Source organism: Thalassospira sp. MIT1004, from assembly GCF_001858545.1.
GTDB classification, from domain to species: domain Bacteria; phylum Pseudomonadota; class Alphaproteobacteria; order Rhodospirillales; family Thalassospiraceae; genus Thalassospira; species Thalassospira xiamenensis.
On record NZ_MCAO01000009.1, the window covers coordinates 1 to 15009 of the forward strand.

11 protein-coding genes are annotated in these 15009 nt (G+C 52.2%); 3 read left to right on the top strand and 8 right to left on the bottom strand.

The window, feature by feature from the left end:
* The first annotated feature begins 383 nt into the window (after positions 1 to 383).
* Positions 384 to 1550, top strand: a complete 1167-nt coding sequence (locus BC440_RS04210; RefSeq protein WP_007092559.1) for a DUF418 domain-containing protein — start codon at positions 384 to 386, stop codon at positions 1548 to 1550.
* Positions 1551 to 1627: 77 nt separating this feature from the next.
* On the opposite strand, the gene BC440_RS04215 is transcribed toward BC440_RS04210, so the two are convergent.
* Genes BC440_RS04215 through BC440_RS04225 form a run of 3 tightly spaced genes read right to left on the bottom strand, consistent with a single transcriptional unit; the run spans position 1628 to position 5261 of the window.
* Entirely contained in the window at positions 1628 to 2824 is a 1197-nt protein-coding gene (locus tag BC440_RS04215; protein ID WP_071239617.1) for an aminotransferase class I/II-fold pyridoxal phosphate-dependent enzyme, read from the bottom strand.
* Complete coding sequence (locus tag BC440_RS04220; protein ID WP_007092382.1) at positions 2821 to 4179, bottom strand: MATE family efflux transporter; 1359 nt, start codon at positions 4177 to 4179, stop codon at positions 2821 to 2823. The genes BC440_RS04215 and BC440_RS04220 overlap by 4 nt, the downstream gene beginning before the upstream one ends.
* Positions 4179 to 5261: a GNAT family N-acetyltransferase gene (locus BC440_RS04225; RefSeq protein ID WP_071239618.1), complete on the bottom strand. Its 1083-nt coding sequence runs from the start codon at positions 5259 to 5261 to the stop codon at positions 4179 to 4181. Before BC440_RS04225 ends, BC440_RS04220 begins: the two co-directional genes overlap by 1 nt.
* A 306-nt stretch (positions 5262 to 5567) precedes the next feature.
* On the opposite strand from BC440_RS04225, the gene BC440_RS04230 reads away from it, so the two are divergent.
* Entirely contained in the window at positions 5568 to 8177 is a 2610-nt protein-coding gene (locus BC440_RS04230; protein ID WP_071239619.1) for an amino acid adenylation domain-containing protein, read from the top strand.
* A gap of 13 nt (positions 8178 to 8190) precedes the next feature.
* A complete protein-coding gene (locus BC440_RS04235) occupies positions 8191 to 9501 on the top strand; it encodes a SidA/IucD/PvdA family monooxygenase (protein WP_007092385.1) in 1311 nt (436 codons plus the stop codon).
* A gap of 73 nt (positions 9502 to 9574) precedes the next feature.
* Here BC440_RS04235 and BC440_RS04240 read toward each other — a convergent pair whose 3' ends face one another.
* The 5 genes from BC440_RS04240 to BC440_RS04260 form a co-directional block, all read right to left on the bottom strand.
* A complete protein-coding gene (locus BC440_RS04240) occupies positions 9575 to 10213 on the bottom strand; it encodes a sigma-70 family RNA polymerase sigma factor (RefSeq protein WP_139192071.1) in 639 nt (212 codons plus the stop codon).
* A 158-nt stretch (positions 10214 to 10371) separates the two neighbouring features.
* On the bottom strand, positions 10372 to 11190 hold the full coding sequence (fhuF, locus tag BC440_RS04245; RefSeq protein ID WP_139192072.1) for a siderophore-iron reductase FhuF: 819 nt from the start codon (positions 11188 to 11190) through the stop codon (positions 10372 to 10374).
* Complete coding sequence (fhuB, locus tag BC440_RS04250) at positions 11154 to 13160, bottom strand: Fe(3+)-hydroxamate ABC transporter permease FhuB (RefSeq protein WP_083379299.1); 2007 nt, start codon at positions 13158 to 13160, stop codon at positions 11154 to 11156. The genes fhuF and fhuB overlap by 37 nt, the downstream gene beginning before the upstream one ends.
* On the bottom strand, positions 13157 to 14101 hold the full coding sequence (locus BC440_RS04255) for an ABC transporter substrate-binding protein (protein WP_083379300.1): 945 nt from the start codon (positions 14099 to 14101) through the stop codon (positions 13157 to 13159). The genes fhuB and BC440_RS04255 overlap by 4 nt, the downstream gene beginning before the upstream one ends.
* 14 nt (positions 14102 to 14115) lie before the next feature.
* Complete coding sequence (locus tag BC440_RS04260; protein WP_071239622.1) at positions 14116 to 14913, bottom strand: ABC transporter ATP-binding protein; 798 nt, start codon at positions 14911 to 14913, stop codon at positions 14116 to 14118.
* Between the last annotated feature and the right edge of the window lie 96 nt (positions 14914 to 15009).

Sequence of the window (15009 nt, forward strand, 5' to 3'; positions counted from 1 at the left end):
GGGGTGGAGCAGCCCGGTAGCTCGTCAGGCTCATAACCTGAAGGCCGCAGGTTCAAATCCTGCCCCCGCAACCACTTTTGTTATAACTCGCTCCTGTGCGAGATATAGCAGTGCTCTAGATTAAAACACCCTGCTCGGTGAAAGTCGAGCGGGGTGTTTTGTTTCATAGGTTACGGTTTACGAGTTGCGAATTTTATTTGCTTTAGGGATGGTTGCCTCAATTCGGGGCTATATTGATCGGTAGCTCTACTGTTCACGTAACGAAATTGATCGTAAAGATAGAGATGCGCTCTCGCTTTGAGATATAGCGACCGTCTTTAGCCTGAACTTACCGATATCCCAAACGTCTTTCCTTTAACGCGTTATCATCAAAGGAAAGATAAATGTTCAAGCAACGCGAACCTTCAATTGATGCACTTCGTGCGTTTGCCCTGTTTGGGATACTCGTGGTCAATCTGCCATTTTTTGCCATTACGTATGGCTTTGCCGGTGGGGTATGGCAGGATGCAACGCCACTTTGGGCGAATGTCATCGCTGCTGGTGTGATTCAGGGGCTGTTTGAAAGCAAGTTTATCCTGATCTTTTCTGCGCTGTTTGGTTTTGCTGCCTTTCAACAGTTTCAGCGTTACGGTCTGTCATTCTACATTCGACGTCTCGTGGTCTTGGCATTGTTTGGCGTGGTGAACCTGACGCTGCTGTTTGAAGCAGATATTCTTTTACCCTATGCGGTCATTGGCCTGTTGTTGGTCTTTGTGCGCAATCATTCGGTACGTTCTCTTCTGACCTATGCCATCGGACTATGGGCTTGGGCTGTTATTGGCAATGCCTTGTTTGGTGTAAACATGACGGTAAACCCTGTACCTTATGTTGCGCCGGACATACCGGTTTCCGAAGTGCTGGCGTCGGGGAGTTTTGTTGATGTCATGGCCATCCGGCTCGATAGCTGGAGCGGGTTCCAGCTTTACTGTCTTTGGAGCAATTACCTGTTGGTGGCGGCAGCGATGTGCGGCGGGTTGGCCGCCGCGCGATATTGTGATGCACTTGGATTTGATGTTCTGATTGGCAGGTTGCGATTGATTGCATCGTTTGCGGTCATTCCGGCAATTCTGGGTAGCGTGGTTTATGGCGTGTTGGCCGCCTTGCCAGCATCAGCAGAGCCAGAACGCTTCTTTATGATGGCCCTGATTTTGCGTCCGTTGTTCGCTGTGCCGCTGTCTCTTGTTCTGGTGTCAGTAGCGATGTGGGGCTTCATGTCGAGATCATGTAACGGTTTGACATCATTTATTGCGCCAGCAGGACGCATGTCACTGACCATCTACCTTGGCATGTCGTTGATCATGGGGTTTGTATTTTTTGGATATGGTGCCGGATTGCACAATCAGGTCAGTTTGGTCGACTGTTTGTGGATTTCATTGGTGATGTATCTGGGATGGGTTGTATTTGCACAAGTCTGGTTCAGGGTGGCATCGCGCGGCCCGCTTGAATGGATATTGACGTTGTTGACTCGACCCGGATCGCGACGGATTGAGGTTTCGGTGAGCAGCAGTTAGTTCTGTCTGTTTGGCAAAGAACGAAAAGGGCGCCGTCTGGGCGCCCTTTGCTTTTGGTCGTTCCGGAAAACCTGCGTCTACCGTTTCAGACCGACGGCAATTGCCTGTTTGAGGTCGGCAAGCAGGTCTTCGGGGTTCTCAAGCCCGCCATAGATGCGGACAAGTTGGGGGTTGAGTTTGAAGTGACGGAACGCGCTGACATCGTATTTCTGATGAAGTACCGCAGCCGCAGGCACGACAAGGCTTTCAGGGCCGCCCCAACTGACACCCAGGCGAAATATTCGAAGTGCGTTGCTAAAAGCCCGGATATCAACGGCGTCATCAAGAATGATCGAAAACAGGCTGGAATGACCGTGCAGGGTTTTACTTCCGGGGTGGTCACTGAAACCGGAATAAAGCACGGATGAAACCTGTGGATGCACGGCAAGATTTCTGGCCAGATATTCTCCGTTCAGGGCGTGCCTTTGCATGCGCAATTCGAGGGTATCAAGCCCACGCAGAAGAAGCCATGCTTCAAACGGCCCAAGCTTTCCACCAAGATAGGGGAAGGTCGATGCATTGATACGGTCGATCAATGATTGACGCCCTGTAACAACGCCTGCCACGGTATCGCTATGCCCTGACAGGAATTTTGATGCGGCATGAATGACAAGGTCAATGCCGTGATCCGCAGGTTTTTGAAAAACAGGTGTCGCCCAAGAATTATCAATGACCGTAATGACATCGTTTGCCCTGGCAGCAGTGGCGAGTTTTTCAAGGTCCTGTAGCTCGAAGGTCAGCGATGTCGGGCTTTCCAGAAACAGTAACCTTGCATCCGTAATAGCGGCAATAACGGCATCGGTATCTTTGCCATCGACATAGTCAATCTTGACCCCCATTGGCCTGAGCATCGTTTCAAACAGGCGATAGGCATCCGAATAGACATTATGGACAGTCACAATTCGATCACCTGGCGCAACAAGAGCCATGACCGTTGCGCTGATAGCACCCATCCCACTGGCAAACGCGCGGGAGGCTTCGGTATTCTCCCGCCGGGCGATTTCGCGCTCGAACGCCATGACAGTCGGGTTGTCGCCACGGGCATAGATCGGTCCCCCCGGATTCCCGGCATAGGCATTTGCCATGTCGTCAAAATCACTGAATGCGAAAAGGGATGTTTGATAAATCGGTTGAGAAACAGCACGGAAATGTCGTTCATAATTTGGGTCATGCGCACCCAAATGCCGTATTTCGCCCTGATGTATACTCAATGGTTTTGTGGGCAGTTCATTCATGATGAAAGCTCCTTGATGGGAAGTGATCTGATCCCCGAAAAGGTAAGGAAAACCGCAAGCAGGGTCGTCAGCACAGCGGCAAGTGCCGGTGCCATGACAATTCCATCAAACCCGACGGCCATTGGTAAAAGGATGGCGAGCGGGATCTGGATGTAACCTTGTGGGGCCATGCTTACCATCGCGGCGTGCCGGGCATTGTTGGCGGCCTGAAACCGCGATACCATTGGTTGGTAAATCCCGATGCAGGCGATCTGAATGGCGAGAATATCAAGCAGATGCCCTCCAAATTCGACAAGCTCTGCACGATCAACAAATGCCGTGATCAGTAGATCACCAAACAGAAATGCAATAAGGGCACAGCTTAACGAAAAACCAGTGCAATAAAGAACGATCCCTTTGAAAACGGCATCAAAGCGATTTTGATTATGGGCACCGGCCGCATAACTCAGGATCGGTTGTGCTCCAAGGCAAAAGCCGATGATTGGCAGGATTGCCAGCAGCACGATGCGAAGAGAAATGGCCAGTCCGGCCAGTTCATCCTCGGTTCCATGAACGTTTGCCGCCTGCATCAAAATGGCAAAGCAAACGGATGCAAGTACAGTCGTCGAGCTTGCCGGTATGCCGAGCTTTGCGAAAGGATAAAGAGCAGGCCGCCATTTCAGTTGACGAAGAGCCGATAACGCTGGGTGCACGCGGCCCAGACGTTTCCGGAAGTAACAGAGATATGCCCCAAGGGCAGCGATCTGTGAGATAACGGTTGCCCAGGCTGCACCGGCAACGCCCATGTCAAAACTGAAAATCAGGATCGGATCCAGGGCCATGTTCAGACCAAATGATCCGATCAGGGTGTACATGGAGAACCGGCTGTTGCCTTCGCCGATTGCAATGAAATCACATACGATCTGCAAAAGTACAAGGACGGCACAGGCTCCAAGGATGCGCATATAGATAGCAGCTTCACCAAAGACATCGCCGCTTGCACCAAGGATATGCAGGATCGGAACATGAAAGAGGAAGATCAGGGCCGCAACGACAATCCCGAATATGATCGCCAGCGCCAATGCGAGTGAAGCCGCACGGGTTGCATCATTTGCATTTCCGTGACCAAGCGCCCGACCAATTTCGGTTGAGGCCGTGATACCCAATCCATGGCCAATGGCACCGACAAGCATGAAGCACGGGATCGAGAGCGTTACACCGGCCATGGCACTGAGCGCATAATGCGAGACGAAAAAAGCGTCGACAACCTGATTTATCGCATTGATCGAAAGCCCCGCCACAGAAGGCAAGGCCAGTCGCAGGATCAAACGCATGATCGCAGGATCATTCAGGTCCGGAAGTTCACGTTTGCGCATCAGGATATATCCTCGTTACGAACAAAGTCCGGAACATAAAGGCGGTCATCAAAGAACCGTTCACGCAGCAGCATCACCAGAAGAGATGTCTTGTGCGGGAAGCGAACCTGTTTGAGACCGGCAAAGCCTGAACGTAAAAGATTGCGGATTTGCTGATCATGACCAGCGTCGGGCTCGCCGACGATCCGCTGGGTGCGAGGATCATCAAGGAACATATAGTGCATCAGTGATGGCAACCATGCTGTAAGGTATTCCTTGCCGCGAAAAGCTTCCTCACCGATTGCAACATGCCAGCCACGATCAAAATCCTCGGCCGTGTAGTGTTCGCCCAGCCGGTCCTCCTGGGCCCAATAGAGTTCGAAATACCCGAAAGGTGCATCATCAAAAAATCCGATAAGCGGTTCTGTCCGGGGATCATTCAGCCGGTTTTCAAGGAAGGCCTGATGCTTCGCTTCCGTGCCAGATTCTTCCCAGAAAACATCTACGCGTGGGTCATTCATCCATTTATGGAAATACCCAAGGTGGCGCGTTGGATCAGCCCGTTCAAAACGGATCGTTTTATTGATCCATGGAATGTAGCGGGAATAGAGCGTCTGGTGCGCGCTTGGTCGACGAACCGGATGGCGACGGCCATTCGTTGAGGTGTAGCGTAGCGGAAAGCTATTCCTTTCAGGATGCTCCAGCCAGTTAAGAGACAGTTGGTATAGGTCACCTGAATAGATGGTATTGTCGCCTGCAGTGTGAGTAATCAATCCACTTCGGGCCATCTGGCTAAGCCAGTCAGGATCAAGTTGATTGGGAAGGCGGATTTCATAGCGTGCCGGATGAACGGCAAAAAGCGCCTCGGCCAAAGCAGCCAAACCATATTGGTCAAGAACACATAAAGTCATACTGGCGATATCATCAAGGACGATCTGATTTGATGTCAGTGTAAAATAAAAGTCGTGATTCTCGTTTTCGCCAGACAGGTGCAGGTGCCCACCTTCGACTACGGAATGCCGCCTGCCCACCTGCTGGAAGTGTTTGATCTGAAATGTTTTCATCGAGGATTGTGTTGGGCTTTCTTGTGTCATGACATTCATGTCCGGGACTCCTTGTTTCCATGGTACCAGCCCATCGGGGCCGATTATCTTGCTCTAGTCCGGACGAGTGAGAGGGCAGGAAGTTCAGTGATCTTTTTTGCGTTTGCGTGCAGAAAAAACTGAATTTACATCCGAACGGATCGTCTCCCCTGCAAATGCAATAATTGCTTTGTCAGCATGGAGACGACCATGAACGGTTCTCAGGCGGTATCTGCCGCTTCTTTTGATTTGGCTACAAAGCCCTTTTCCAAGTCAGACCAGCACTTGATTGCGAATGGATTACCTTGGGCAGAGGCCCCTTGGCCCATGACGGGGTATCCACATGAAGTCATTGACCGTTTTTGCCAAAGCGATCCGGACCGGACAGTCATTCTGGCGACGAACGATGACTGGTCGCGCAAACGTTTGAAGCAAACCTCAGACGCGATTGCACATGCGCTTGTGGCAAGGGGTGTTGGGGTTGGTGACGTTGTTGTTGTTGTTTTGCCGAAGTCAGCGATGGCGATTGCCGCCATTCTGGGGGTCTGGAAGTCGGGTGGTGCGTTTGTTCCGGTGGACCCACTGCATCCCGAAACCCGCAACCGGCATGTGCTATCTGATTGCGGTGCGCGCTTCGCCGTAACCAGCCGCGATGGTTTGGCAAGCTTGGGCAACCATGATCTTGAAGCCGTTCTGGTTGAAGATGTCGGGACAGAGGAAGTCCGGTTTGAAGCTACAACACCGAGTGCAGATCAACTGGCCTATGTCATCTACACATCTGGTTCGACAGGAAAGCCAAAGGGCGTGATGGTTGATCACGGTCCTCTCGTTGATCATTTGAACGCGACTGGTCCGCTTTATCTTATGGATGAAACATCGCGGGAACTGCCATTTCTTCCTTTTTCTTCGGACGGTGGCCACGAACGATGGATTGTCCCGCTGATGGCCGGGGGCAGCATTCTGTTGCCAGATCAGCTTCTCTGGACACCTGAAGACACGGTCGGTGCGATCCGCAATCACGGCGTTACGCATGCATCGTTTGCGACAAGCTACGTTCATGAATTGGCCGGCTGGTTACGAGAAAAGGAACAGACACTTGATCTGACGCTTTGTTCTTTTGGTGGCGAGGCAATGCCAAAAGAAACCTTCAATCGCATCGCTCGTGCGATCAATTCACGCTATCTGATCAATGGTTACGGCCCGACCGAAACGGTGATGACCCCAATGTTATGGCGGGTTAATCAGGATCAGCTTTGTGAGACAGTAACCGCCCCGATCGGGCGTCCGGTTGGTGATCGTTGGGCCTATATCCTTGACGGTGATGGCAATCCGGTTGCCGATGGCGAGATCGGTGAAATCCATCTTGGTGGATATTGTGTGGCACGCGGCTATAACAATTTGCCGGAAAAGACCGACAGCCTTTTTGTTTATGACAAATTTGCGCTTGCCGATGACGCGCGGATGTATCGCACCGGTGATCTGGGGCGTTTCTTGCCAGACGGCATGATCCAGTTTGCCGGACGTGTCGATGATCAGGTCAAAATCCGTGGTCATCGGATTGAACCAGCGGAAATTGAAACTGTCCTGCGCGGGTTTGATGATGTTGCCAACTGCGTGGTTATCGCGGCGGATGTTGCATCCCGGCTTGAACTGATTGCCTATGTGGTTCCGCGATCGGGTGCGTCGGTTGATACCCGGTCAGTTCGTGCGCGCTTGCAGCAGCTTTTACCAAGCTCAATGGTGCCTGGTTACATCATTGAGATGACGATGCTTCCGCTCAATGCCAATCACAAGGTCGACAAGGCACAGCTTCCTCTGCCACGTCGGGAAGGTACGATAACGCTTCCTGCAAATGATGATGAGATCGCTGTGCTTGCGATCTGGAAATCGGCGCTGGGACTGGATGACATTGGCGTTAGCGATAATTTTTTTGAAATCGGGGGAAACTCGATCACCGCTCTTCGGGTGCTGGGAAAGATTCGTGAACAGTTCCCGGATAGAAATGCTGAAATCACGGATCTTTTCAATTTCCCGACAGTCCGAACCTTTCTGACGGCGCTTTTTGAACCGGAATGCAAACCGGGTGCTGACATTGTGCATTTGCAGAAAGGCAGGCCAGAGCAGCCCGTTCTTTATTGTTTTCCGGGGCTTCTGGTCAGCACGCGTGAATATATGAAGCTGGTTAAGAGCCTTGGTGCGGATCAATCGGCTGTGGGGTTCATGTGCCATTCGCTTTCAGACAGTCAGGAACTTGACGTTTCTGTATCAGACATTAGCGCACGCTATGCCGAGATCGTGCATCGCGAGGCCAAAGGACGATCCTGTGCATTTCTTGGCTGGTCGTGGGGAGGCTTGCTTGCCTATGAAGCCGCCCGGATGTTGGGCCGCGATATTGATCTGCGTCTGATCGGTATGGTCGATGTTTGTGACATGGATGATGATTTTGATCTGAATGCCCGACCAAAATTCCAACCGGGGGAGCGTGAGGAGATCGAAAGCAACATTCGCCGCTGGCTACAACAAACCGCAATGCGCGAGGAATGGGAACGCCTTTTGGCGCTGATGGATGATCTTGCCTATGCGCAGTTTGTCCATTTCGTCGGTAAAAGCGAATTTGGCCTTCCGATAGATGGTCCAGGAATTGGGACACGGGAGCACACTTTTTGGGTGCTGATTGATAATGCCCTTGTCTTTCGGCGCCATGAACTTCTTCCTTATGACGCACCAATCGCATCCTGGCTGGCAGGTGATACCGTAAGTCGCAAGCTTGATCTCATTGACTGGCAGGCCCTGTCACGTCGGGCGGAGCAACCAGAACACATTCCTGGCACAGACCATTTGACCATCATTGGTGACCCTGCATTTCACAGACTGTTTGGACGACGTTTGCAACGTGCGTTTGAACAGACAGTCAGCTCCGAATTTTCAGGCAATTAGAAGGACTCAGAAGATGGATAAGCTGGATCTGGTCGGGATCGGGATTGGTCCTTTCAATCTTAGTCTTGCGGCACAACTTGATGACGTTCGCGATGTGAAATATGCATTTCTGGAACAAAAGGCTGAATTTGCCTGGCATCCCGACATGATGCTGCCCGGTGTTGAACTTCAGACATCTTTCCTGAAGGATCTTGTGACCCTTACCAACCCGACAAGCAAATGGTCGTTTCTGTCCTATATGGTCAGCCAGAAACGTATGCTTGATTTCATGAATGCCGATTTTGCAGCCGTACCGCGTCGGGAGTTTGCAGCGTATCTGAAATGGGTTGCGGATCATCTTGGCGGGCTTGTGTTCAATAATGCGGTGCGGGAAGTCGAATTTGACGGCAATGACTTCCAGGTGCGTTCAGACAATGGCACCTATGTGGCGCGCAATCTTGCAATTGGCATCGGAAAGCCTGCTTTTGTGCCCGGTTGGGCACGTCATCTGCCGGTTGAGAAATGTTTCCATACAAGCCAGGCAAAATCGCGATTGCCTGATTTACATGGCAAACGGGTCGCGGTTATCGGCGGTGGTCAGAGCGGGGCGGAGCTTGTGGAGTATCTGCTTGGCGGAAATGACGGGAATGTGGAAGAAGTCCTTTGGCTATCGCGGCGCGATAATTTTGAGCCACTTGATGATACGCCGTTTGTGAATGAATATTTTACCCCCGGATATGCTGATATCTTTGCCAGATTGCACGATAGCCGGAAGCAGGAGCTTATGTCGCGCCAGAAGCTGGCAAGTGACGGGGCTTCGCTTTCGACATTGAAGTCGATCTATCAGCTGATCTATCGGCAAAGATATCTTGATGAGGGTAACGTCATTGCGCGATTGTTGCCGCAACGTGAGGTCTTTCAGGTTCAGCATGATGGGGAAGATTTCAGGATAGCGGCGCGCAACGGCCTTAATCAGGATGTTGAATTCTTCCATGTCGATGCATTGATCCTTGCAACAGGATATGAAACGGCCTTGCCGGAATTCATGGCACCATTGCGTGCACGTCTTGAAGAAGGTGTGTCTGGTGCCTACCGGCTTGATGCGGATTTTCGTGCCTGTTGGGATGGCCCGGCTGATCGTAGCATCTTCGTTCAAAATGCCGGGCGTATTGATCTGGGAATCTTTGAACCACAGCTCAGCCTGATGGCATGGCGCAGTGCGAAGATCGTCAATGCACTGATGGGGCAGAATGTGTTCGATCTCGATCAAAACCGGCCAATTGTCGATTGGGTTGCAGATGGGACGCATGTGGCAGATGGCGCTGTGGTTCAGGCGTGGGGATAGTATGGTGTGATAATTGATCGGCAAGCGGCCGGGACAAATATTTTTTATCCCGGCTGCCGATCCTCCTTACCAATCAGGCGGGACGCAACAGTTCGGCATTTTGCAGGGCCTTGCGACAACTTTGATCGGCCAGATGAATATAGGCGCAGACAGATGCCTTTGAAACGCCGATATCTCTGGCAATGACGTTTTGCGCATACCCATCGACACGGTGGCGATAAAAAGCATTGCGAACATGGGGCGGCAGTTCCTGCAAGGTGTGTTCAATGACGCGCAGGGCCTGACATCCGCTTAGTCGTGCTTCCGGACAATTGGCAGTACCTGCCGGGCAGAACTCGGTTTGGTCGCTGCCTGAAAACAGGCTGCGTTCAAATGTCATCTGCCGCACCTTGTCAATGGCCATGTTGCGTACAATGCGGGTGATAAATGCACTTGGCGTGGAGACTTCCTCGTCAATCTGTATAGTTAGAAGTTTGGCATATGTGTCCTGAACAATATCATCTGCAAGATGTGGGCATTTGACGATGGATTGGGCAATGCGACGCAACTTTCCTTCAATGTCCCGGGTTTTGATCAGCAGTTCGTGTCTCTGTTTGTGCTCAAAGGATTTCGGCTCAAGTCGGTTTGATAGGTGCATTTTCCAATAGTCTCCATTGGTTTGCTCATAAGTGAAATTAATAGTCACTTGCAAGTTTGGGACGTGGCTTTGCACTCTCCGTGAGGTCGATACATCTTTTGTTTTTTGAGCAGGGCCTGATGGTGCTCCAAACCCGCCTCATGATTCATGAGACGGGATTTCTGATCGCTTTCAGTAAGGAAAACTGCGTGTCCGGAAAGTGAACGCAGTTATGCAAGGGGCTTGTGGAATTTCTAGAGTTTTGCGAGCGGGCAGGTGGGGCAGATTTCGACACTGGTGAGCAAATACCGCAGGCAACAGACACGCCTGGAAAGGCTGCCATCTTCTGATTGTTTGGTGCTGTATGGATTTGCCAGAGGGTTGCGCATATCGTCGGGGCGTTTTGCGTCACTGATCAGCGGTACAAGCGAGATACGGCTGTCCTTGAGAACGTGTTTTTCGACATAGGCAATTACCACCCCAACATTTGACCAGAATACTTTGGGGGAAACCTTTGATGAGGTTGAAAGCGACATAATCAGAGGGGTGAGATGCATGGATATCAAATTATCAAAATGTACCCATGGACAAGGTGCAACAGGATCGGTAACCGTTTGGCGAACGTACCCGTCGGTTAAATCAAAGCCAACCGGGCAATTGACGTCATCTGACTTCATGCTGACAAAGCCAGCCTGAAACGGCAGTACTACTTCACCCCCGGAACCCATGACCAGCATAGGCGATAGAAGAAGCCCGAAATACCACTGTGACCACATCGAAACCGCGGCACGACGATCATCATTGGGATATTTCATCTTGCAATAGTGATCCAGCAGCGGGGAAAGGCATTCGGGATCATGCAAGTCAAAACAGTCAATACCGGCCTTGGCGTCGGCAGTAACGTGATGACGTTCGCCGAGCCCCTGATAGGGGCCCTGAAAAACCTGAGCCTTGATTTCCGAAAGCAGTTTGCTTTCTGTCCCGTTGATGGAGGGCTGCCGCGGCGGCAGGTTCGATTGATTGTGTGGTGCTGACATCATGATGAGGTTTGTCCGATACGCATAAGCAGCCAAACCAGAACCGGTCCGGCAATGATCGCAGCCATCAGGCCAGCAGGTATTTCCCACGGAAAGAACAACATCCGTCCAAGCCAATCGGCACTCACCATCAGGGCGGCACCGATAAAAGCAGCTCCGATACTATGTGAAAGCGCGTGGCGGAACCCGGCTAATCGCGCAAGATGTGGGGCAATCAAGCCGGCAAAGCTGAGCGGCCCTACCAGCAATGTTGCCGCGGCCGTCAGAATGGCAGCGAACAGCAACATGCTGCCACGTGACACCGACAGGTCCACACCCATCGACTTTGTGGTGATGGGGCCTAGCGGAAATAGATTAAGCCAGCGTGCAAGCGCAGGCAGGATTGGCAGGGCGGTAACAGCAACGATTGCAAGAATAGTGGCACGGTCGAAGCCCAGCCCGTAAGTGGACCCCGAACTCCAGGCCAGAAGGCGTGCGGCACGTGGATCGCCACCTGCCATCAGGAATGCAATGAAACCATCAAATAATGCTCCGATTGCAATTCCGGCAATGAGAATGCGCTCCGGTGCATATCCCGATTTCCGCGTCAGGACAAAAATCGCAACCAGTGTCACGAATGCGCCAATTGCGGCCCCGGAAATCTGAAGCCATGTAGATGGTGCATCAATCGCAAAGATGATGGCGATCATGCCAATTGCCGCCCCGGCACTAACACCGAGACTTTCGGGGCTGGCCATCGGGTTTGCTGTCATGCGCTGCAAGACGGTTCCGGCAATTGCCAGCATTGTTCCAGCCGCGATTGCCCCCAAAATGCGCGGGCCACGCCATGGCCAGACAGTTTGCAGATCATTTGTCCATTGAAGTTGCCAGAACCCATTTACGTCACGTCCTATGAATATCGCACCCGCAATGGCCAGCAGGACACAAGTTCCAAGGATCATTCTGCTTTGCCGAAGGCTCCTATCCTTCGTCGGGATTGCTGTTGTGCTGCGTGATGGTGGGGAATTGGCACGTAGTTGCCTTATGAGAATAATCAGTAATGGCCCGCCGAAAACACCGGTCAAGGCCCCTGCAGGAACAAGAGTTCCGAGATGACCCGAAAGGACCTGTACTCCTTGGTCGGCGGCACAAAGCAGTAGAGCTCCAAACAGTGCAGATGCGATCAGTTTGTGGCGCAGGCGTCTTATACCGATCATGCGTGTGATTGCGGGACCGGCCAAGCCAACAAAACCGACAATACCAACTGCGGCAACGGTAACTGCCGTCAGCCAGCAGCCGATCAGGAGGCACAGCATACGCAGTCGGGCCGGTGATGCACCAAGGGCCGTTGCCTGATGATCATTCAGGTTCAGCATCTCAAGCGGGCGGGTCAGCATAATTGCAACGACCATCCCGATCGCGACTTTGATGGTCAGCGGATTCAAAATGTACCAGCCATCCTGAGTAAGATCACCGCTGCCCCAGATAAACAGGCTTTTGAGCCATTCATGATGAATGATTGCAAGGGCGGTGGTCACAGCCCCGCAATAAAGCCCAATGATCATACCCGTCAGGATCACCACCAACGGCGAGAAACCGCTACGTCGGGCCAAGGCAAAAACCAACATACCGACCACTAAAGCACCCAGCAGGGCAATGATATCGTGGCCAATGACAAGTGCGCCGGGAACATACAGTGTTGCCAGTGTCAGAAACAGTTTTGCCCCACCAGCAAGGCCAAGTGTGGACGGTGACGCTAACGGGTTTTTGAGTGTGTGCTGAAACAGTGCACCGGCCGTCGCCAAACCTGCACCGGCGACAAAGGAGATCAAAAACCTTGGCACCCAGCCATGGGTTAGCAACAAGGATTGTGTACCCGACGCAGATGCAAGATCGAAAATTATTGCAGGGTTCAGGCTTCCCGTTTCGATATGCAGTGAAAGGGCGCTTAGCAGCAAAGCTGCAATGAAAATCGTCGTCGGTATGGTGCCCAGATATGCGGGGTGGTTACGCAATGTTGTTGTCATGATGATGTCGCCTCGGCATTCTCCGGCGTGGCTTGGGTAAGCGACTTTGCCAGCAGGTCGGCAAAACGACCGGCGGCAAACAGGCCACCAAATGTTGCAATCGGGGGCATCCTGATCAGCCCGTAGCGTTTGATCGGTGGAAGTTCGGAAAGAATGGGACTGTGATCAATTGCCCGGTCAACATTGTCAGGCACCGGTTCGATGGCAATCATTGCGGCATCGGTATATTGCGCGACCTGATCAATCGAAACGGTCGCAAACCCCCAATGATTGGTTGGGCCAGTCCAGGCATTCTGGATGGGGAGTTGCGCAATAACATCCTGCATCAGACTGTTTTGGCCAAATACGCGCATGTGTCTGGGGGACAGCATGCTGGTAATCAAAACCGAACGGGCTTTTGGAGTTGAAAGTTGTCGGGCAGCATGTTCAATTCGCGCAGCTGTATCAGCAACCAGTCTATCGGCGGCGTTCGGGTGACCGGTGACGTCGCCAATTTTGCGTGCTGCGGTAACCGCATTTGAAAACGGGGTTTTGCTGCTGCTGTAAATGTCGATTTTTTCAATCGGTGCCAGATCACGTAGGCTGGCATATTGGTTTGCATAGAAGCTGCTGGTCAGGATCAGATCAGGTTTAAGCTGTGCCAGACGTTCAAGGCTTGGCTGGAAACGTGCGCCAAGGTTAATGACCCTATCTGGAACAGCCGGTTCCTGCACCCATGCCTGATAACCCGGAATATCGGCCATCGCTAACGGAACAATCCCCATCGCCAGTGCCGTTTCGCTGATTGCGCCGTCTGCGATCACGATGCGTTTGGGAACTGCCGCCGATGTGGTTTCTGCCATCAGGCCGGATAAAGCGTAACCGCATCCTGATATAATCGATGCCTGCGTGACAAGGCGCAGGAATGATCTGCGTGAATATAAAGGGATTGGTTTATGCATTGAAATTCGTCCCGTCACACATTGGCCAAGGCAACAGGATGCCCATTGGTTGGATGGGGCTGGACAAGCATGTCGATGCCGAAAATATCGCGCAGAATATTGGGCTGCATAATGGTTTGAGGGGATGCATCCGCAATCAGATGGCCATTTTTCAAGGCAACGATTTGATCGGCAAAGCGCGCAGCCAGATTGATATCGTGCAAAACGGCGATGATGCACAAGCCATCTTGCTTGCTGAGTTCTTCAAGCAAAAGCAGGATTTCATATTGATGGGCAAGGTCGAGTGCTGAAATTGGCTCGTCCAGAAGCAGGCAAGGTGCCTGCTGGGCCAGCGTGACTGCGATCCATGCACGTTGCCGTTCTCCACCAGACAGGGTGTGGACAGCACGTTGACGTAATGATTCCAGCCCGGTCAGAGCAATGGCACGTTCGATTGCTTGTTTGTCGTGGTCCTGTAATCGCCCGAATGGTCCGTGCCAGGGATACCGTCCCAGAGCGACCAGTTCCTCGACGGTGTAATCCGCGCCGTCGCCGGGATCTTGTGCCAGATAGGCAACATTTTTTGCAAATTCGCGTGTGCCAAAGCTTGCAATATTTTCGCCATCAAGGGTGACGGTCCCCCCCGATGGTTTGTTCAGCCCAGCCAGCATTTTAAGGGCCGTCGATTTACCAGAACCGTTATGGCCTACAATCGCGGTCAGGCTGCGCGCCCGAAATGTGACGGAGACTTCCTTAAGAAGGATTGAGCCCTCTGATGTTTGGAAATGGGTGTCCTGCATGGCAAGAACGGCGGGGCGATCAGACAAATCCATGGCGATGAACCAGTTTCTTGGAAACGCAGAAAATCCGCGTTGGACGCGGATTGCGGAAAACGGACCCGGGGCGCGGTATTGCGCCCCGGGATGCGT